The following is a 20,136-nucleotide window of genomic DNA, read 5'->3' as shown; positions in this document are numbered from 1 at the left end:
GCAGCGCTTTGTGGCGCGGGAGGTTGCCTGTGACGCAGGCGTCCGGGCGCGCAAGCCGTGGCTTGCTGGGACAGCCGGCGAGCGAACGGTCTCTGCTCGCCGGCCGCCCGGACATCTTCAACGTATGACACCGCGTGTCAGGTGACAAGGCACTGAGTGCCAGAACTTGGCCTCAGATGAAATCTTTACGTAACAAATGAGCGATGATCGATCGAACGGGCTCTGAAATCTGCTAAAAAAACGGGGCCTGACATGGCAAAACGGCCACCCGGTCGGGTGGCCGTCATCACAGCGGTGGAGCGGGGTCAGCGCTCCTTCAGTGCCTGCTCGATGGTCCGCATGACCTCGTCCAGCGGCGCGTCGGTGCGGGCGACCGTGACGAGCACCTCGCCGTGGCCCGAGACCCTCGCCGGCGCCGAGGTTGCCGCGGGCTTCGCGGCGGTCCCGGCGCCGCGCCCCGCTCCGATCCCGGTGCCGAACGTCTTCCGCACGATCGCGAAGGCGTGGTCCAGCTGGGTCTCCACGTCGCCCTGGCCGCCCGCCCGCAGCCAGCGCCTGAGGACGTGGTTGTGGGCGGTGACGACGGCGGAGGCGGCGACCTCGGCCAGCAGCGGGTCGTCGTTGGCGTCGTCGGCGTGCGCGTGCTCGTCGAAGTGGCCCAGCAGGTAACGGGTGAACAGGCGTTCGTAGCGGGCCACCGAGGCGATCTCGGCCTCGCGCAGGGTGGGCACCTCGCGCGTGAGCTTGTAGCGGGCCACCGAGATCTCCGGCGCGGCCGCGTACATCTTCATGACTTCCTTGATGCCGCGGCACACGGTGTCGAGCGGGTGCTCGTGGGCGGGCGCGGCGTTGAGGACCGCCTCGGCGCGGATCAGCGTGTCGTCGTGGTCCGGGAAGATCGCCTCTTCCTTGGAGCGGAAGTGGCGGAAGAAGGTGCGGCGGGCGACGCCGGCGGCGGCCGCGATCTCGTCGACGGTGGTCGCCTCGTACCCCTTGGTCGCGAACAGCTCCATGGCTGCGGCCGCCAGTTCCCGGCGCATCTTGAGCCGCTGGGCGGCGGCGCGACTGCCTGCGGCACTTTCCGGCGCGTCGGGCGTAGCTGGTGTACGTGAGGACTTGGCGGGCTGGGACATGACCCGAACGTACTGCATGTGTGCAGTTCGGTGCGCGGGTGAGGGGTTCCCGCCCCCGCCCCACAGGGGCGGGGGCGCGTCCGCGGGGTCGAGCAGTCCGCCCCAGTCCGGCTCCGCGTGCAGCCAGTCGCCGGCGCCGTCAGCGGCGGGCATACTCGCGGAAGCCGCGGCCCGTCTTGCGGCCGAGGCAGCCCGCGGCCACCAGGTGCTCCAGCAGCGGGGCCGGGGCCAGGCCCGGGTCGCGGAACTCGCGGTGCAGGACCTTCTCGATGGCCAGTGAGACGTCCAGGCCGACCACGTCCAGCAGCTCGAAGGGACCCATCGGGTAGCCGCCCCCCAGCTTCATCGCGGCGTCGATGTCGTCCAGGGACGCGTAGTGCTCCTCGACCATCTTGATCGCGTTGTTGAGGTACGGGAACAGCAGCGCGTTCACGATGAAGCCGGCCCGGTCGCCGCAGTCCACCGCGTGCTTCTTGATCCTGGTGCAGACCTCGCGGACGGTCGCGTGGACGTCGTCGGCCGTCAGCACGGTCCGCACGACCTCGACCAGCTTCATGGCGGGCGCCGGGTTGAAGAAGTGCATGCCGATCACGTCCTGCGGGCGCGAGGTGGCGCGGGCGCAGGCGACGACGGGCAGTGAGGAGGTGGTGGTGGCGAGGATCGCCCCGGGCTTGCAGACCTTGTCCAGCGAGGCGAACAGCTGCCGCTTGATCTCCAGGTCCTCGGCGATCGCCTCGACGGCCAGGTCGACCTCGGCGAATGCGTCGTAGGACCCGGCCGGCGCGATCCGGTCCAGGATCTGCGCGGCGGACTCGGCGGTCAGCCGGCCCTTGTCGACGGAACGCGCGAGCGACTTGCCGATCCGCGCCTTGGCCGCCTGGGCCTTCTCCTCGCTGCGGGCCGCCAGCACGACGTCGTAGCCCGCCTTGGCGAACACCTCGGCGATACCGGAGGCCATCGTGCCGGAGCCGGCCACGCCCACCGAACGGACTTCGCGCCCCTGGACCGTCGCGCCGTCCGCCGCCGGGGTCAGCACGTCCGCCACGACCGTGGCGCTGCCCGGCGCCTCGTAGGTGTAGAAGCCGCGCCCGGACTTGCGGCCGGTCAGGCCCGCCTCGCTGAGCTGCTTCAGGATGGGGGCCGGGGCGTGCAGCCGGTCGCCGGACTCGGCGTACATGGCCTCAAGGACCGTACGCGCGGTGTCGACGCCGATCAGGTCCAGCAGCGCGAGCGGACCCATCGGCAGGCCGCAGCCGAGCCGCATCGCCGCGTCGATGTCCTCCCGGGAGGCGTACCGTGCCTCGTACATCGCGGCGGCCTGGTTCAGGTAGCCGAAGAGCAGGCCGTCCGCGACGAAGCCGGGGCGGTCGCCGACCGCGACCGGCTCCTTGCCCAGCTCGATCGCGAGGTCGGTGACGGCGGCGACGGCCTGCGGCGCGGTCAGCACCGAGGAGACCACCTCGACCAGCTTCATCGCCGGCGCCGGGTTGAAGAAGTGCAGGCCGAGCACGCGCTCGGGGTGCGCCGAGTCGGCGGCGAGGCGGGTCACGGACAGGGCGTTGGTACCGGTCGCGAGGATCGCCTCGGGGCGGACGATGCCGTCCAGCTCGCGGAAGATCTGATGCTTGATGTCGTACGACTCCGGGGTCACCTCGATCACGAGGTCGGCGTCGGCCGCCGCCGTGAGGTCGGTGCCGGTGCGCACCCGGGCCAGGGCGGCGGCGCGCTCCTGGTCGGTGAGCCGGCCCCGCTCGACGCTGCGGGCGGTGGAGGCCTCCAGGGCGGCGAGCGACTTCGCTGCCTGGGCCTCGCTGATGTCGATGCCGATCACCTCGCGGCCCGCCTTGGCGAGAACCTCGGTGATGCCGGTGCCCATGGTGCCGAGGCCGACGACGGCGACCGTCTTGAGCGGGGACAGGGATGAGTCGGAGAGGGGAGTGGCCATCGCGGGACTCCAGGAATGAGGGTGACGACAAGGAGCGCGCCGGGTGCGCCGAGGGCGCACCGCGGAGCGAGGAAGGATGCGGGTGTTGCCGGGCTGCGAGCGCACACGCCCGGTGCTGCCGGTGCCACGGGCGCGCACACGCCCGCGAACGGCTGAGAAACCGACCGGCCCTGTCCCGGAGCCGGGTCGTACTGCGGTACACGGGTACCGAACCGACAACTCCCCCTGCCTCGAAGGCGGGGAGTGCCCCTGACGGCGGCCGCGTCACCAAACCGTCGTCAGCGGAAGCGCGAGTGGGTAACTCGCTCGTCTGAGCTTAACCCGTGAGTAACGAGCGCGCCAGACCTGGGCTCCACCCGACTTTGTGATGTGGCTCCCTCGGGCCGCGCACCCGCATACGCTGGACTTCGTGGACGAAGAGTTGCGATCGCTCACGGAGCGCTTACGGCAGGAGTCGCGCGGCTCGGCGGCGTTCGACCGGCTGCGCGCGACCGAGGACCACGACGAACTCGCGGAGGTGCTGACCGCGCCCGGGCAGCCGCTGTGGGCCAGGGAACTGGCCGCCTTCCGCCTCGGCCTCGCGGGTGACCGGCGCGCCTTCGAGGCCCTGGTGCTCCTGCTCAACCACCGCGACCCCCCGCGCTGCGCCTCCGCCGCACACGCCCTCGCCCGCCTGGCCGACCCGCGCACGGCCCGCGCGGCGGCGGCCCTCGCCACGAACGAACTCCGCGTGGCCTACGCCCTGCATCCGGTACGGCTGCTGGTCGAACTGCGCGCCCCGGAGGCCGTGCCCGCGCTGATCACCACCCTGGAGCGCCGCCTGCACCCGCACGACCCCCACCGCAGGGTCGCCCTCGCCTGCGTGGAGGGTCTCGGCACCCTGGGCGACCCCCGGGCCCGGCGCGTTCTGAAGGAGGCCCTGGCCCATCCGGCCCTGGCGAGGGCGGCCGCGCACGCCCTGACGCGGATGCCGGAGGAACAGCAGGCCCGGTGAGGGAGGCCGGTGGTCAGCCGGGCGTCCTTCGCCCGGAGCTACTCGGGCACGACCGCCAGTGCCTCCACCTCCAGCAGGAACTCGGGCGCCACCAGCCCGGCGACCTGCACGGCGGAGGACGCCGGAAGGCGGTCGTCGGGTATGTGGGCGGCGCGGGCCGCGCGTACGGCCGGCATGTGGGCCATGTCCGTGACGAAGTAGGTCAGTTTGACCACGTGGGCGAAGCCGGCGCCTGCCGCGGCCAGGCAGCGCCCGAGGTTGTCGAACACCTGGCGGGCCTGGGCCGCGGGATCGCCCTCGCCGACCAGCTTGCCGTGCTCGTCCAGGGCCAGTTGGCCGGAGACGGCGACGAGACGGCCGGTCGCCGAGACGACATGGCTGTACTGGGTCGCTGGTGCGACACCGGCGGGGGCGGGGATGCGGGCCGGTTCGGTCGTGACTCCGTGGTGATCACTCATGGCTCCATGGTGGACCAGCCCACCGACAACGCCCCCGAGACGTCGCCGGGTTGCCGGGCCGGCGGACGGCCGTCCTACCGGCGGAAGCGCAGCAGGCCGTGCAGGGCCGAGCCGCGCGAGGACACCGGCGCCGCCTTCACCGACAGCGGCTTCGGCTCGGGCGACTTCTGGCAGACCGCGTCCGCGACACCGGTACCGGCGCCGCGCGGGACCCTGCCGTCGGCCAGATACGCCGTCAGGTACTTGTCCAGGCAGGCGTTTCCGCTCAGCGTGATGCCGTGGTTGCCGCCGCCCTCCTCGACCACCAGGCTGGAGCGGGCCAGCAGGCGGTGCACCGTCACACCGCCGCGGTACGGGGTCGCCGCGTCGTCCGTCGCCTGGAACAGCAGGGCCGGCGGCAGTCCGGCGTTGACGATGTTCACCGGCTTCCGCCTCGCGGTCGGCCAGAACGCGCACGGCGCGTTGTACCAGGCGTTGTTCCAGGCCATGAAGGGAGCCTTGCGGTACACCTCCCAGGTGTCCGCGCGCCACCGGTTCCAGTTGCCGGGCCAGGAGGTGTCGTGGCACTGCACAGCGGAGTAGACGCTGTAGCCGTTGTCCCCCGAGCCGTCCACGGCACCGTACTTCTCGTACGCCTTCACCAACGGCCCGGTGTTCTTCTGCCGCACGTACGCCGCGAACGCCTCGGCGAGATAGGGCCAGTAGCCGTCGTAGTAGCCACCGGGGATGAAGGTGTCCTCCAGTTCGGAGGCGCCCACCATGCCGCCGGCGGGCCGCTTCGCCAGGGCCGCCCGCATCGCGTACCACTCGGCCTCGATCCTCTCCGGGTCCCTGCCGAGGTGGTACGCCGAGTCGTTCCGCGCGATCCACGCCATCAGCGCGCGGTGGCGGTCGTTGAAGGCGTAGTCCTGGCCGAGGTTGTCCTCGTACCAGACGCCGGTCGCGTCGACGACGGAGTCCAGTACCAGACGGCGGACCCGCTGGGGGTACAGCTTCGCGTAGACCGCGCCGAGGTAGGTGCCGTACGAGTAGCCGAAGTAGCTGATCCTCGGCGCGCCGAGTGCCCGCCGCACGGCGTCCATGTCGCGTGCCGCGCTGACCGTGTCCATGTACGGCAGCACGTCGGCGTACTTGCGTCCGCAGGCGGCGGCGAAGGACTTCGCCCGCGTGAGGTTCGTCAGCTCCAGCACGGCCGTGGCGGGCACGGTGTCCGGGCGCACGGGCTTGAAGTGGCGGGGCGCGCAGTCCAGGGCCGGGCCGCTTCTGCCGACCCCGCGCGGGTCGAAGCCGACGACGTCGTACTGCGCGGCGAGGGCCTTCGGCAGTGCCGAGGCGACGACCCCGGCCAGGGTCAGGCCGCTGCCACCGGGCCCGCCGGGATTGACCAGCAGGGGCCCCTGGGAGGTCTTCGCGGTGTGCGGGACCCGGGAGAGGGCGAGCGTGATCTGCCGGCCCGAGGGCTTCGCCTGGTCCAGCGGCACCTTCAGGGACGCGCACTGGAGCGCCGGATAGTCACCGGTGCCGCACTTCTTCCAGGCGAGCCGCGCGGCGGCGGGCGCGGCCTGTGCCCCCTGCGCGGGCAGGGCCGCAAGCGGGCCCGCCAGGACGACTGCGGCTGCGCACAGCACGGCTGCGCGTGTTCTCATGCGTTCTCCCGGGACAGAGGTGTCGGCGGACCGAGAGGCACGCCTCTCTCGCCGCATCGTCCCGGAGCCGAAGCCCTGAAGAACGCGTTATAGGCAGAGTTGACCCGATTGGGTCGCCCGAAGCCCTCGAACGTCCCCACCCGAGGCGGGCGTCGCCCTCACAACAGGGTGAGCTGGGTGGGTTCGGTCGCCGGGGAGGGCTCCGCCGGGCGGATCCGGCGGGCCAGGCCCGCGCGAGTGGGCCCGATGCCGAACTCCTGTGCCAGCTCGTGCACCTGACGGGTGATCCGGCGCTGATACCACTTGGGCGCGTAGGCGCCCTCGGCGTACAGCCGCTCGTAGCGCCGTACCAGATGCGGATGGTGCTGCGCGAGCCAGGCCATGAACCACTCCCGCGCGCCGGGCCGCAGATGCAGGACCAGGGGTGTGACGGAGGTGGCGCCCGCCGCCGCGATCGCCCGCACCGTGGCCCGCAGCCGGTCCGGATGGTCGCTCAGGAACGGGATGACCGGAGCCATCAGCACCCCGCATCCGATGCCGTGCTCGCCGAGGGCGCGTACGACGTCCAGGCGGCGCTCCGGCGCCGGCGTGCCCGGCTCCACCGTGCGCCACAGCTCGGTGTCGAGAAAGCCCACGGAGACCGAGATGCCCACGTCGGTCACCTCGGCCGCCCGGACCAGCAGCTCCAGGTCGCGCAGGATCAGGGTGCCCTTGGTGAGGATCGAGAACGGGTTGGCGTGCTCGGTGAGGGCGGCGATGATGCCCGGCATCAGCTGGTAGCGGCCCTCCGCGCGCTGGTAGCAGTCGACGTTCGTGCCCATCGCCACGTGGTCGCCCTGCCAGCGGCGGGAGGCGAGCTGGCGGCGCAGCACCTCGGGCGCGTTCACCTTGACCACGATCTGGGTGTCGAAGCCGATGCCCGTGTCGAGGTCCAGATAGCTGTGCGTCTTGCGGGCGAAGCAGTACACGCACGCGTGCGTGCAGCCCCGGTAGGGGTTGACGGTCCACTCGAACGGCATGCGCGAGGCGCCCGGCACCCGGTTCAGCACCGAGCGCGCCCGGACCTCGTGGAAGGTGATCCCGCGGAACTCGGGCGTGTCGAAGGTACGGCTGACCACGGCGTCCGCGCCGAACAGCGCCGCCTCGGCGGCCCTGCCGTGCTCGGCGGGCTGCCCGGATTCCCCGGACGCCGCGGATCCGACCGTGAGGTTCTCCCAGCGCATGACGCCTCCTCGGTAGCCCTGCCGCACACAATAGAACATCTGTTCCCATGATCGTGCGGCCCGTGCGAGCGCCCCCCGATTTGGGCGGCCGGGCACCGGGGTGGTTGGCTTGCCCCAACCCCGAGGAACCAGGTCGTGGAGGAACGCAATGGCGCAGGTCGAGGCCACTACGGAGCGGGTCGTCGCGGCGGACGCGGAGAAGGTGTTCGACGCCCTCGCCGACTACCGCGGCACGCGGCAGAAGCTGCTGCCCGAGCACTTCAGCGAGTACGAGGTCCGCGAGGGCGGCGACGGCGAGGGCACCCTCGTCCACTGGAAGCTCCAGGCCACCAGCAAGCGCGTGCGCGACTGCCTGCTGGAGGTCGGCGAGCCCACCGAGGGCGAGCTGGTCGAGAAGGACCGCAACTCCTCCATGGTCACCACCTGGCGTGTCACCCCGGCCGGTGAGGGGAAGTCCCGGGTCGTCGTCACCACCACCTGGAAGGGTGCCGGCGGCATCGGCGGCTTCTTCGAGAAGACCTTCGCGCCCAAGGGGCTCGGCCGGATCTACGACGCCGTGCTCGCCAGGCTCGCGGCCGAGGTCGAGAAGTAACCCCAAGGCTCCACCGGTGAAGGGGTGTTGCGCCTCTTCACCGGTTCGAGTGGATCTCCACCTTGTCCGGAACGATGCCGTAACTCACCGCAGTTGTTCACAGTTGGCGCTTGACGCGGGAATTGTGACAGGTGTGACGAGGGGAGCGGTACGTGCGCGGCACGACACTCGTGGAGCGGGAGCCGGTACTGACACCGGCCGAGGAAAAGGCCGTCGCCGCGCCGCAGGCCCCCGCACCGGACGCCGGGCTCGGCGCGCGCCGCGTGCGGCTGGTGTTCTTCGGGCTGATGCTCGCCCTGCTGCTCGCCGCGCTCGACCAGATGATCGTCGCCACCGCGCTGCCGAAGATCGTCGGTGAGCTGCACGGCCTGGACCGGATGTCCTGGGCCATCACCGCCTATCTGCTCACCTCCACCGTCGGCCTGCCGCTATACGGCAAACTCGGCGACCTCGTCGGCCGCAAGGGCGTCTTCCAGTTCGCCATCGCCGTCTTCGTCGTCGGCTCGGCGCTGGCCGGCCGGTCCCGGTCCATGGACCAGCTGATCGCCTTCCGCGCGCTCCAGGGCGTCGGCGCGGGCGGGCTCATGATCGGCGTGCAGGCGATCATCGCCGACATCGTGCCGCCCCGGCAGCGCGGCCGCTACATGGGCCTGATCGGCGCCGCCTTCGGCCTGGCCTCCGTCGCCGGGCCGCTGCTCGGCGGCTACTTCACCGACCACCTCTCCTGGCGCTGGTGCTTCTACGTCAACGTCCCCTTCGGTCTGGTCACCCTCGCCGTCGTCACCCTCGTCCTGAAGCTGCCCAGGCCGCGCAGCCGCGGCCGCCTCGACGTCCTCGGCACACTGCTGCTCGCCACCGCCTCCACCTGCCTGGTCCTGCTGACCAGTTGGGGCGGCACCGAGTACGCCTGGGACTCACGGCAGATCGTCGGACTCGGCGCCGGGGCGCTCGCCGCGGCCGTCCTCTTCCTCGTCGCCGAGCGCTTCGCCGCCGAACCCCTCATCCCGCTCCGGCTGTTCCGCGACTCCGTCTTCAATGTCTCCGGCCTGGTGGGCCTCGTGGTCGGCGTCGCCCTGTTCGGTGCCGCCAGCTATCTTCCGACGTTCCTGCAGATGGTCGACGGGGCCAGCGCCACCGAGTCGGGCCTGCTGATGCTGCCCCTGATGGCCGGGATCGTCGGGGCCTCCATCATCGGCGGGCAGCTCATCAGCCACACCGGCCGCTACAAGATCTATCCCGTGCTCGGCGGCGCCGTCTCCGCCGTCGGCATGTGGCTGCTGTCCCGGCTCGAAGTGGACACGCCCCGGCTGCACTACAGCATCTGGATGGCCGTGCTCGGCGCCGGGATCGGCATGGTGATGCCCGTCCTCGTCCTCGCCGTCCAGAACTCCGTGCGGCCCGCCGACCTCGGCACCGCCACCAGCGCCAACAACTACTTCCGGCAGATCGGCGGCAGCGTCGGCGCCGCGGTCTTCGGCACCCTCTTCGCGAACCGGCTCACCCACGCCCTGCGCGCGGAGCTGCCCCCGCAGACGGGCGGCCGGCTGCCCGACCCCGACTCCGTCACCCCGCAGCTCGTGCACGCGCTGCCCCCGGCCCTGCGCGACGCCTACATCCGCGCCTACGCCGACGCGATGCCCCGGATCTTCCTCTACCTGGTGCCGGTGCTCGTCCTCGGCCTGCTCATCGCCTTCTTCCTCAAGGAGAAACCACTGGTGTCCCACCACACCGCCGAAACGGAGCCCGAGGCCGTGACCCCCCCGATCCCGCAGGCGCGTTCGCCCCACGCCGCCGGAGTCCCCGTCTGCGGCACGGTGCAGCACGCCGACGGCACCGTCGTGCCCCGCGCCGCGCTCACCCTCATCGACGTCTCCGGACAGCAGATCGGGCGGGGCGCGAGCGGCGAGGACGGACGGTACGCGCTCAGCACGCCCGGCTCGGGGGCGTACGTGCTGATCGCCGCCGCCGGCGGCCACCAGCCGCAGGCCGTCTCCGTCACCGTCGGCGAACGGCCCGTCGAACTCGACGTCGTCCTCGGCGGCGCCGGACGCCTCGCCGGCAGCGTGCTGACCGCCGACGGCAGCCCCGTGCGGGACGCCACCGTCACCCTCACGAACGTGCACGGCGAGGTCGTCGCCGCCACCCGCAGCGGACGCGAGGGCGGCTACGTCATCACCGAACTGGTCGCCGGCGAATACACCCTCGCCGCCAGCGCGCCCGCCTTCCGGCCCGCCGCCCTCCCGGTCAGCGTGCAGGCCGCCCGGGAGACCCGACAGGACGTCGAACTCGCGGGCGGCGCCGTGCTGAGGGGTACCGTCCGGGCCGGCGGCGGACGGCCCGTGGAGGACGCACGCGTGACGCTCCTCGACGCCGCCGGGAACGTGGTCGACACCCTCACCACCGGAGCGGACGGCACGTTCCGGTTCGTCGACCTCTCCTCCGGCGAGTACACCGTCATCGCCGCCGGTTACCCGCCGGTGGCCACCGTGCTCCAGGTGGCGGGCGGCGGCCGTACCGAACGGGACCTGCAACTGGGTCACGAGGACTGACCAGGGCGCGGGGCGGGGGCGCCCGCAGGGCGCTGAGCTGCGCGCCGGTGCGATCCTGTGAAATCAATTCCAGGATTGCCACACATCGCGACCAGCCGTCGCCGTACCGTAGTGGCGGGCGGCACAGATCGTTTTGCGTACAGCCGTGGGGAGAGAGGGCCTGGGCCATGGACCGTGGCAGCGAGCGGGACACACCTCCCGAGCGCGGCGCCGGCGACACCGCGGCGGGCCGGATCCCGCTGGCCGTGGTCGTCGTCGACCGCGACGGCCTGGTGTCCCACTGGAGCAGCGGGGCGCGGCGCCTGTTCGGCGTCGACAGGGAAGAAGCAGTGGGGCACGCCGCGGGCGACCTGCTGCCGGTCTCCGGTGCCCTGCCCGACGACCTGCACGGCGATCCGATGCCGGACGCCTACGAGGAGTACGACGGGCTCGGCCCCGACCTGGAGGCCTCGCTCGGCGGCCACACCGCCTACGCCACCGCAGGCCGCGCCCGGCTCGTCCCGCACGGCCAGGAACCCGACGGCGAGCGCCTCGACGTGCTGTGGTGGGCCTACCCGCTGGTCGGCCCGGGCCCGGCCCGGCTGCTGGTGCTCGCCGCCGACGCCACCCGGCTGCGCGACGAGCGCGGGTACGACGACGAGACCGCCGAGCGCATCTCGCCCGGCTTCGCCCGCCACACCGAGCTGCCCGAACCCGACGAGCTCGAACGACGGCTGCCCGAGATCCTGCCCAACATGGGCCCGGGGCTGAGCGGCCGCATCATCTCCCAGATGCTCGAACTGGGCTACCCGGTCCTGGAGTTCAGCCAGTACGACCGGGTGCCCGTGACCCCGTACTGGGGCGTGCCCCGCCGTCCGGGTCGCCGGCGCGCCGAGGCGGTCGTACCGCAGACCCGGCCGGTGGCCGCCGTGGTCCCGGAGGGGGCCGAGCAGGACCTGGAGTACGCCGCCGCGCGCGAGCGGCTGGAATTCCTCAACGAGGTCAGCTCCGCCATCGGCACCTCCCTCGACCTCGGCGAGACCATCCGTGAGGTCACCAGCGCCGCCGTCCCCCGGTTCGCGGACTTCGCCGGCACCCATCTGCGCGCCGCCGTCCTGGCCGGCGAGGGCTTCCCGGACGGCCCGCCGGACGCCAGCACCGTGATGTTCCGGGTGTGGGTCGAGCACAACGACGAACCGTGCCGCTGGGACGACACCGTGCCGGTCGGCGAGGCCTTCGCCTTCCCCGAACACACCCCGTTCTACAAATGCATGGTCACCGGTGAACCGGTCCTCGTCCCCCGGGTCACCGACGAGCTCAGCGAACGCATCGCCGGCGAGTTCGAGAAGCGCGACCTGAGGCCGCTCATCGGCGGGCGCTCCCTGCTGATCGTGCCGCTCAAGGCCCGCAACGTCGTTCTCGGCTTCATGGTGCTGATGCGCCGCCCGGACCGGCCGCAGTTCGACGACATGGACCGCACGACCGGCGCCGAACTCGCCGCCCGCGCGGGCCTCGTGCTCGACAACGCCCGCATGTACACCTACCAGGAGAACGTCGCCGACACCCTGCAGGACAGCATGCTCCCGCAGGTCAACCCGCGGATGGCCGGCTGCGACGTCGCCACCCGCTATCTGCCGGGCACCCGGCTCGGCCGGATCGGCGGCGACTGGTTCGACACCATCAAACTGCCCGGCTCGCGCACCGCCCTCGTGGTCGGCGACGTCATGGGTCACGGTCTCAACTCGGCCGCCATGATGGGTCAGTTGCGCACCGCCGTGCAGACCATGGCCACCATGGAGACCCCGCCCGCCCAGCTCCTGCGCAACCTGGACGACCTGGCCCGCCGGCTCGGCGACAACTACCTCGCCACCTGTCTGTACGCCGTCTACGACCCCATCCGCGGCGAGCTGCACCTCGCCAACGCCGGGCACATCCCGCCCGTGCTGGTGCGTGCCGAGGACGGCAGCAGCGAACTCCTCGACCTCCCCACCGGCGCTCCCATAGGCGTCGGCGGCGTGCCCTTCGAGGCCATCCGGATCAAGGTCGCGCCCGGCGACCGGCTGGTGCTGTGCACCGACGGCCTGGTCGAGGTGCGCGGCTCCGACATCGGCGAGGGCCTCGCCGCGCTCTGCGAGTCCGCCGCACACCCCGCCGCCTCCATGGACGACGCCTGCGACACCATCATCCGCGCCCTGAACACGCGGGGCGGCCGCAAGGACGACGTCGCGCTGCTCATGGCCCGCCTCAACGGCATCCCGGAGGACCACGTCGCCGAGTGGCGGCTCGACGCCGACCCGCGCGAGGTCGCCCGGGCCCGCCGCCTGGTGCGCGAACGCCTCCTGCGGTGGGGTCTGCCGCAGGCCGTGTCCACCGCCGAACTGCTGGTCAGCGAGGTCGTCACCAACGCCGTACAGCACGCCGTGAGCGAGCCCGTCGGGCTGCGCGTGGTGCGCACCGACGCGCTGCTGTTCGAGGTCACCGACGACGAGCCCGCCCTGCCCGCCATGCTCGCCGCCGAACCCGAAGACGAGTCGGGCCGCGGCCTGCGCGTCGTCAGCCGGCTGGCCCGGGAGTGGGGCGCCAGCGCCAGCGGACACCGCAAGACCGTCTGGTTCGAACAGGCCATCGCCGGAAGGAGATGACCAGGGGGCGCGCGGTCTGCCGGTGCGCGTCCCCTCAGGTTGTCCGGGGTCCGTACATCCGGTGAAGGAGACCTCCGGACCCTTGCCCCGGTCCGGCCCTCCGCGATATTCCGATCACGGAACCGAACCGTGGGGAGATCGCATGAACGTCTCGGACAAATACCGTAGCAATTGGGAGAGTTACTGGAGCGAGACCTCCGACGAAGCCGGCGAGGCGATCTGGGACTGCGATCCCGCCCTCTCCGCCGAACCGCACAGCGCCCTGCTGCTGCCCTATGCGGACCCGGCGCGCACCATCGTCGACCTCGGTTGCGGCAACGGCACACAGACCCGTTACCTCGCCACCCGGTTCGCCCGCGCTGTCGGCGTCGACCTCTCGCACGCCGCCGTCGAGCACGCCCGCCGCGCCACGCGGGACGACGCCGTGGACTTCCAGCAGCTCGACCTCACCGATGCCGACGCCGTACGCGCCCTGCACGAGCGGCTCGGTGACGTCCATGTCTACATGCGGGCCGTCATCCACCAGAGCGAGCCCGCGGCGCGCCCCGCGGTCGCCGCCGCCGTCGCCGAGCTCGTCGGCACCGAGGGCCGTGCCTTCGTCGTCGAGCTGACCTCCGGTTCCCGGGAGGTGCTCAAGGCGGCCGCGTCCCAGCCCGGCGGCCCCGGACCCAAGCTGCAGCGCGTCTTCGACCACGGGCTCAAGCCGGCCGACGCCGACGACGGGGAGATCCCGCGCCTGCTCGGCGCGGCCGGTCTGAAGCTCCTCGCCGAGGGCGAGACGGCCCTGCCGCAGACGGAGTACCTGTCCGACGGCACCCGCATCGACCTGCCCGCTCGCTGGTTCGTCCTCGCCGGCGCATAGGGGCACCACCGTGGAAAGCGGGCGGGGCCCCCGGCCGCTCCTCCCGGGAGCGGGCGGGGTCCTCGCGGTGGTCGGGGTGGTGCGGGTCGGTGCAGGGCGCTCTCGTCACCTCGGGCCGCTGGTCTCGGACGGGGCCGGTGAAGGGTTCGTGGTCCGTGGCTCCTTGCGCGTCGTCAGGGAGTGAGCAGGAACCCGACGCGGCCACGGGTGCCGTGGTCCGGTGCCCGTTCTGCGCGTAACGTGACCTGGCATGAAGATCCTCATCAGTGCCGACATGGAGGGGGCCACGGGCGTCACCTGGCCGGCCGACGTGCTGCCGGGGACGCCCCAGTGGGAGCGCTGCCGGGCGATGTTCACGTCGGACGTGAACGCCGCCGCGGAGGGCTTCTTCGACGGCGGTGCCGACCAGGTGCTCGTCAACGAGGCCCACTGGAGCATGCGCAACCTGCTGCTGGAGCGGCTCGACGAGCGGGTGGAGATGCTCACCGGACGGCACAAGTCCCTGTCCATGGTGGAGGGCGTCCAGCACGGTGACGTCGACGGCATCGCCTTCGTGGGTTACCACGCGGGCGCCGGGATGGAGGGCGTCCTCGCCCACACCTACCTCGCCAACCAGATCACCGGGGTGTGGCTGAACGACGTCCGCGCCAGCGAGGGCCTGCTGAACGCACAGGTCGTCGCCGAGTACGGCGTCCCCGTCGTCCTCGTCACCGGCGACGACGTGGCCTGCGAGGACGCGCTCGGCTACGCGCCGGAGGCGCTGAAGGTCGCCGTCAAGGACCATGTGTCGCGGTACGCGGCGGTGTGCCGGACGCCCGCGCGCACCGCCGCCGGCATCCGCGCCGCCGCCAAGGAGGCCGCCCGGCTGGCGGTGCGCCGGGAACCGGTGGACGCCGGGCCGTTCACGGTCGCGGTGGAGTTCGACGCCGAGCATCTGGCACAGGCCGCCACCGTCGTGCCCGGGGTCACCCGGATCGGCGAGCGGAAGGTGGCGTACACCGCCGCCACCATGTACGAGGGCATCAGGACGTTCAAGGCGGTCACCACGATCGTCTCGGCCGCCGTGGAGGAGCAGTATGGCTGACCAGCAGGCTCTGGACGAGGTCGTGGAGTTCACCTCCGGGCTGATCCGCATCGACACCACGAACCGGGGCGGCGGGGACTGCCGGGAGCGGCCGGCCGCCGAGTACGCGGCGGAGCGACTGGCCGGCGCGGGCCTGGAACCGCTGCTGCTGGAGCGGACCCCGGGCCGCACCAACGTGGTCGCCCGGTTCGAGGGCACCGACCCGTCGGCCGACGCGCTGCTGCTGCACGGCCACCTCGACGTGGTGCCCGCCGAGGCCGCCGACTGGAGCGTGCACCCCTTCTCGGGCGAGATCCGCGACGGGGTGGTGTGGGGGCGGGGCGCCGTCGACATGAAGAACATGGACGCGATGATCCTCGCCGTCGTGCGTGCGTGGGCCCGGCTCGGGGTGCGGCCGCGCCGGGACATCGTCATCGCGTTCACCGCCGACGAGGAGGCCAGCGCCGAGGACGGATCCGAGTTCCTCGCCGGCCACCACCCCGAGCTGTTCGAGGGCTGCACCGAGGGCGTCAGCGAATCCGGTGCCTTCACCTTCCACGACGGCGCCGGACGCCGGCTCTACCCCATCGCGGCGGGGGAGCGGGGCACCGGCTGGCTGAAGCTCACCGCGCGCGGCCGGGCCGGACACGGCTCCAAGGTGAACCAGGAGAACGCGGTGACCCGGCTCGCCGCCGCCGTCACCCGTATCGGCGAGCACGAGTGGCCGCTCCGGCTCACCCCGACCGTCCGGGCCGCACTCACCGAACTCGCCGCGCTGTACGGCGTCGACCCGGACTTCCGGGACGTGGACCGGCTGCTGGACAAGCTCGGCCCGGCGGCCGGGCTGGTCGAGGCGACCGTCCGCAACAGCGCCAACCCGACCATGCTGAATGCCGGTTACAAGCTCAACGTCATCCCCGGCGAGGCGGTCGCCCACGTGGACGGCCGCTTTCTCGCGGGCGCGGAGGAGGAGTTCGCCGCGACGCTGGACGCGTTGACGGGCCCGGACGTGACGTGGGAGTTCGTCCACCGGACGCAGGCCCTGCAGGCGCCGGTGGACTCGCCGACGTACGCGAAGATGCGCGCCGCGGTGGAGGAGTTCGCGCCGGAGGGACACGTGGTGCCGTACTGCATGTCCGGCGGGACGGACGCCAAGCAGTTCTCCCGGCTCGGTATCACCGGATATGGTTTCACCCCGTTGAAGCTGCCTGAAGGCCTCGACTACCAGGCGCTGTTCCACGGCGTGGACGAGCGTGTGCCCGTCGAGGCACTGCACTTCGGCGTCCGGGTGCTCGACCGCTTCCTGCGGACGGCCTAGGGGAGGGGGACGAGGTGCTGACGTCGCCGTACGGATCGTGGCCTTCGCCCATCGACGCGGCGCTGGCCGCCGCGCACGACGGGCAACCGGAGTGGGTCGGTTTCGTCGGGGACGAGGTGTGGTGGACCGAGCCCCGGCCGGCCGAGGGCGGGCGCCGGACACTGGTGCGGCGCACGGCCGAGGGCGCGGAGGAGGTCGTGCTGCCCGCGCCGTGGAACGTGCGCAACCGGGTGGTGGAGTACGGCGGCCGGCCCTGGACCGGCGCGGTGCGGGCCGGCACACCGTTCGTCGTGTTCACGCACTTCCCCGACCAGCGCCTCTACCGGTACGAGCCCGGCGGCGCCCCGCGGCCGCTGACCCCCGTGTCCCCGGTGGGCGGGGGACTGCGCTGGGCGGACCCGCACCTGGACCTCGCACGCGGCGAGGTGTGGTGCGTGCTGGAGGAGTTCACCGGGGACGGCCCCTCGGACGTGCGGCGGGTCCTCGCGGCCGTGCCGCTGGACGGCTCCGCGGCCGAGGACCGGTCCGCGGTACGGGAACTCACCGACGCCCGGCACCGGTTCGTCACCGGGCCCCGGGTCTCGCCGGACGGCCGCCGGGCCGCCTGGCTCGCCTGGGACCATCCGCGCATGCCCTGGGACGGGACGGAACTGCTCGTCGGCGAGATCGGCGGCGACGGCCTGCTGCACGCCGTCGACACGGTGGCCGGCGGGCCGGACGAGGCGATCGCGCAGGCCGAATGGTCCACCGACAACCGTCTGCTGTACGCGAGCGACCGCAGCGGCTGGTGGAACCTGTACCGGGACGGCGTGCCGCTGTGCCCGCGCGAGGAGGAGTTCGCCGGCCCGCTGTGGAAGCCCGGACTGCGCTGGTTCGCACCGCTGGGCAACGGCCTGGTGGCGGTCGTGCACGGCCGGGGCTCGACCGTACTCGGAGTGCTGGACCCGGAGTCCGGGGAGATCGTCGACGCCGCCGGGCCGTGGACCGAGTTCGCCGCCACCCTCGCCGTTCAGGGCGAGCGGACCCCGGCCGGGGGCTCGGGGAGGGTTCTCGGTGTCGGCGCCAGCCCGCGCACCGGGTTCGAGGTGGTCGAGCTGGACACCGCCACCGGCCGGGCCCGCGTCCTCGGCGCCCGGCACCGGGATTCCGTCGACCCCGCGTACTGTCCGGAGCCGCAGATCCGCGTCTTCACCGGTCCGGACGGCCGCGAGGTGCACGCCCACGTCTACCCCCCGCACCATCCCGGACGGACCGCACCCGACGGCGAGTTGCCGCCCTACGTCATCTGGGCACACGGCGGCCCCACCAGCCGTGCGCCGCTCGTGCTGGACCTGGAGATCGCCTACTTCACCTCGCGCGGCATCGGGGTCGCCGAGGTGAACTACGGCGGCTCCACCGGATACGGGCGGGCCTACCGCGAGCGGCTGCGCGAGCAGTGGGGCGTGGTCGACGTCGAGGACTGCGCGGCCGTCGCCCGTGCCCTCGCCGACGAGGGCACCGCGGACCGCGCCCGGCTCGCGATCCGCGGCGGCAGCGCGGGCGGCTGGACCGCCGCCGCCTCCCTGACCACGACCGACGTGTACGCCTGCGGCACCATCATCTACCCGGTCCTGGACCTGGCCACCTGGGGGCCCGGGGAGACCCACGACTTCGAGTCCCGCTACCTGGACACCCTGATCGGCCCGCTCGCCGAGGTGCCCACCCGGTACGCCGAGCGCTCCCCGGTCACCCACGCCGACCGGCTCACCGTGCCGTTCCTGCTGCTCCAGGGGCTGGACGACGTGATCTGCCCGCCCGCCCAGTGCGAACGCTTCCTCGCCCGGATCGCGGGCCGGGACGTGCCGCACGCCTACCTGACCTTCGCCGGAGAGGGGCACGGGTTCCGGCGGGCCGAGACCATGGTGCGCGCTCTGGAGGCCGAACTGTCCCTGTACGCCCAGGTGTTCAAGCTGGACGTGCGCGGTGTCCCGAGACTGGAGCTGCACACGTGAACGCGCTCACCCGTCCGAAGCGGCTGGCCCCGGGTGCCCGGGTGGCCGTCGTCGCCCCGAGCGGACCGGTGCCCGAGGAACGGCTCCAGGCGGGCCTCGACGTGCTGCGCGGCTGGGACCTCGACCCGGTCGTGGCGCCCCATGTGCTGGACCGGCACCCCGAGTTCGGCTACCTGGCCGGCCGCGACACCGACCGCGCGGCCGACTTCCAGAACGCCTGGTGCGACCCGTCCGTCGACGCGGTGCTGTGCGCCCGCGGCGGGTACGGGGTGCAACGCGTGATCGACCTGCTGGACTGGGACGCCATGCGGGCGGCCGGGCCCAAGGTGTTCGTGGGCTTCAGCGACATCACCGTCCTGCACGAGGCGTTCGCCACCCGCCTCGGCCTCGCCACCCTGCACGGCCCGATGGCGGCCGGCATCGACTTCGTCAAGAACGCCCGGGCCCAGGAGCACCTGCGGGCCACGCTGTTCGCTCCCGAGACGGTCCGTGTCCTCGCCTCCGCCGGCACGGCCCTGGTGCCCGGCCGGGCCCGCGGCGTCACCCTCGGCGGCTGTCTGTGCCTGCTCGCCGCGGAACTCGGCACCCCGTACGCGCGCGCCTCGGCGGCCGGCGGGCTGCTGTGCCTGGAGGACGTGGGCGAGGAGACGTACCGGCTGGACCGGTATCTCACCCAACTCCTGCGTGCGGGCTGGCTGGACGGGGTGCGTGGGGTGCTGCTCGGCTCGTGGGAGCGCTGTCCGGACTACGCCGAGGTACGGCCGCTGCTCGCCGACCGGCTCGGCGGACTGGGGGTGCCCGTGGTGGAGGCGTTCGGGTTCGGGCACTGCGAGGGTGCGCTGACGATCCCGTTCGGGGTCGCGGCGCAGCTCGACGCCGAAGCCGCGACGCTGACGCTGGACGAGCCGGCACTGCGCTGACGAGCCGGCACTGCGCTGACGCACCGGGTGGTCTGGTGCACGGGCTGCGCTGACGCTCCAGCCGGCCTGGTGCACGGGCTGGGCCGGCGCTCCGGCTGGGCTCGCGCGCCGGTTCCGGTTCCTGGGCGCGGCGCGCGGCTGGGCCACCACCGGCGCAGTCGTGGCAGACGGCGCCGGCAGGTGCGCCGTACGCTGGTCCGATGCCGCACACTGCGCCCCACTACCTCGCCGAGGGCCCCCGCGTCGCCATCCGCCACTTCACCCTCGAGGACGGCCCGGAGTTCACCGCCCGCGCCCGGGAGAGCAAGGACCTGCACCGGCCGTGGTTGTTCCCCCCGGACAACGAGCAGGCCTACGCCGACTACGCCGGCCGGCTGATCGAGGATCCGGCGAAGGCCGGCTTCCTGGTGTGCGAGAAGGACAGCGGAGGCATCGCGGGATTCATCAACATCAACAACATCGTGCGCGGTGGCTTCCAGTGCGGCGCGCTCGGCTACGGGGCCTTCGCGCACGCCGCCGGGCGCGGTCTGATGCGCGAGGGCCTCGACCTGGTCATCGGGTACGCCTTCGGCCCGCTCGGGCTGCACCGGCTGGAGATCAACGCGCAGCCCGAGAACACCGCCTCCGTCGCGATGGCCCGCGGCGCCGGATTCCGCCTGGAGGGCTTCTCCCCGGCCATGATCCACATCGACGGCGCCTGGCGCGACCACGAACGCTGGGCGCTCACCGCCGAGATGCGCACCACCGGCTGAAGCGGCCCCGCAGGGTCCGCTTCCCCGGCCTTTGCGCAATCCTGACCGGCACATCCCCTGGCCGACTCC

Annotated in this window: 15 protein-coding genes; 10 read left to right on the top strand and 5 right to left on the bottom strand. The window is 72.7% G+C overall.

The features are described 5' to 3' along the window. Nucleotides 1–305: 305 nt before the first annotated feature. Both ABZ919_RS05845 and ABZ919_RS05840 read right to left on the bottom strand, forming a co-directional pair. Nucleotides 306–1,133 (bottom strand): TetR family transcriptional regulator, encoded by an 828-nt coding sequence (locus ABZ919_RS05845; RefSeq protein ID WP_361243217.1) that lies wholly within the window; start codon nucleotides 1,131–1,133, stop codon nucleotides 306–308. A 139-nt stretch (nucleotides 1,134–1,272) separates the two neighbouring features. Continuing rightward, the gene (locus ABZ919_RS05840) at nucleotides 1,273–3,078 is read right to left on the bottom strand and encodes a 3-hydroxyacyl-CoA dehydrogenase family protein (protein ID WP_361243215.1); all 1,806 of its coding nucleotides are present in this window, start codon (nucleotides 3,076–3,078) and stop codon (nucleotides 1,273–1,275) included. Between the two features lie 409 nt (nucleotides 3,079–3,487). On the opposite strand from ABZ919_RS05840, the gene ABZ919_RS05835 reads away from it, so the two are divergent. After that, entirely contained in the window at nucleotides 3,488–4,072 is a 585-nt protein-coding gene (locus ABZ919_RS05835; protein WP_361243213.1) for an adenylosuccinate lyase, read from the top strand. Between the two features lie 38 nt (nucleotides 4,073–4,110). Here the strand turns inward: ABZ919_RS05835 and ABZ919_RS05830 are convergent, their stop codons facing one another. The 3 genes from ABZ919_RS05830 to ABZ919_RS05820 form a co-directional block, all read right to left on the bottom strand. Further along, nucleotides 4,111–4,530: a RidA family protein gene (locus ABZ919_RS05830; protein WP_361243211.1), complete on the bottom strand. Its 420-nt coding sequence runs from the start codon at nucleotides 4,528–4,530 to the stop codon at nucleotides 4,111–4,113. A 74-nt stretch (nucleotides 4,531–4,604) separates the two neighbouring features. Next, entirely contained in the window at nucleotides 4,605–6,176 is a 1,572-nt protein-coding gene (locus tag ABZ919_RS05825) for an alpha/beta hydrolase (RefSeq protein ID WP_361243209.1), read from the bottom strand. A gap of 158 nt (nucleotides 6,177–6,334) precedes the next feature. Further along, nucleotides 6,335–7,399 (bottom strand): Rv2578c family radical SAM protein, encoded by a 1,065-nt coding sequence (locus ABZ919_RS05820; protein WP_361243207.1) that lies wholly within the window; start codon nucleotides 7,397–7,399, stop codon nucleotides 6,335–6,337. Between the two features lie 148 nt (nucleotides 7,400–7,547). Between ABZ919_RS05820 and ABZ919_RS05815 the strand changes: the two genes are divergently transcribed. The 9 genes from ABZ919_RS05815 (at nucleotide 7,548) to ABZ919_RS05775 (ending at nucleotide 20,067) form a co-directional block, all read left to right on the top strand. Next, nucleotides 7,548–7,991 carry an SRPBCC family protein gene (locus tag ABZ919_RS05815; protein WP_361243205.1) on the top strand — a complete coding sequence of 148 codons (444 nt, stop codon included), beginning with the start codon at nucleotides 7,548–7,550 and terminating at the stop codon, nucleotides 7,989–7,991. A 152-nt stretch (nucleotides 7,992–8,143) separates the two neighbouring features. Then, complete coding sequence (locus tag ABZ919_RS05810; RefSeq protein ID WP_361243203.1) at nucleotides 8,144–10,540, top strand: MFS transporter; 2,397 nt, start codon at nucleotides 8,144–8,146, stop codon at nucleotides 10,538–10,540. Nucleotides 10,541–10,707: 167 nt separating this feature from the next. Next, nucleotides 10,708–13,161, top strand: coding sequence for a SpoIIE family protein phosphatase (locus ABZ919_RS05805; protein ID WP_361243201.1), 2,454 nt, complete (start codon nucleotides 10,708–10,710; stop codon nucleotides 13,159–13,161). 142 nt (nucleotides 13,162–13,303) lie between these two features. Beyond that, a complete protein-coding gene (locus tag ABZ919_RS05800; protein ID WP_361243199.1) occupies nucleotides 13,304–14,023 on the top strand; it encodes a methyltransferase domain-containing protein in 720 nt (239 codons plus the stop codon). A 250-nt stretch (nucleotides 14,024–14,273) separates the two neighbouring features. Next, nucleotides 14,274–15,107, top strand: coding sequence for a M55 family metallopeptidase (locus ABZ919_RS05795; RefSeq protein WP_361243197.1), 834 nt, complete (start codon nucleotides 14,274–14,276; stop codon nucleotides 15,105–15,107). Then, the gene (locus ABZ919_RS05790) at nucleotides 15,100–16,404 is read left to right on the top strand and encodes a M20/M25/M40 family metallo-hydrolase (protein ID WP_361243196.1); all 1,305 of its coding nucleotides are present in this window, start codon (nucleotides 15,100–15,102) and stop codon (nucleotides 16,402–16,404) included. Before ABZ919_RS05795 ends, ABZ919_RS05790 begins: the two co-directional genes overlap by 8 nt. Nucleotides 16,405–16,418: 14 nt before the next feature. Then, a complete protein-coding gene (locus ABZ919_RS05785; protein ID WP_361243194.1) occupies nucleotides 16,419–18,395 on the top strand; it encodes a prolyl oligopeptidase family serine peptidase in 1,977 nt (658 codons plus the stop codon). After that, on the top strand, nucleotides 18,392–19,315 hold the full coding sequence (locus ABZ919_RS05780) for an LD-carboxypeptidase (RefSeq protein ID WP_361243192.1): 924 nt from the start codon (nucleotides 18,392–18,394) through the stop codon (nucleotides 19,313–19,315). The genes ABZ919_RS05785 and ABZ919_RS05780 overlap by 4 nt, the downstream gene beginning before the upstream one ends. 200 nt (nucleotides 19,316–19,515) lie before the next feature. Then, a complete protein-coding gene (locus tag ABZ919_RS05775; RefSeq protein WP_361243191.1) occupies nucleotides 19,516–20,067 on the top strand; it encodes a GNAT family N-acetyltransferase in 552 nt (183 codons plus the stop codon). Nucleotides 20,068–20,136: the final 69 nt, after the last annotated feature.

The organism is Streptomyces sp. NPDC046759 (genome assembly GCF_040645475.1).
Classification (GTDB): domain Bacteria; phylum Actinomycetota; class Actinomycetes; order Streptomycetales; family Streptomycetaceae; genus Streptomyces.
This window is presented reverse-complemented; position numbering and strand designations above follow the sequence as displayed.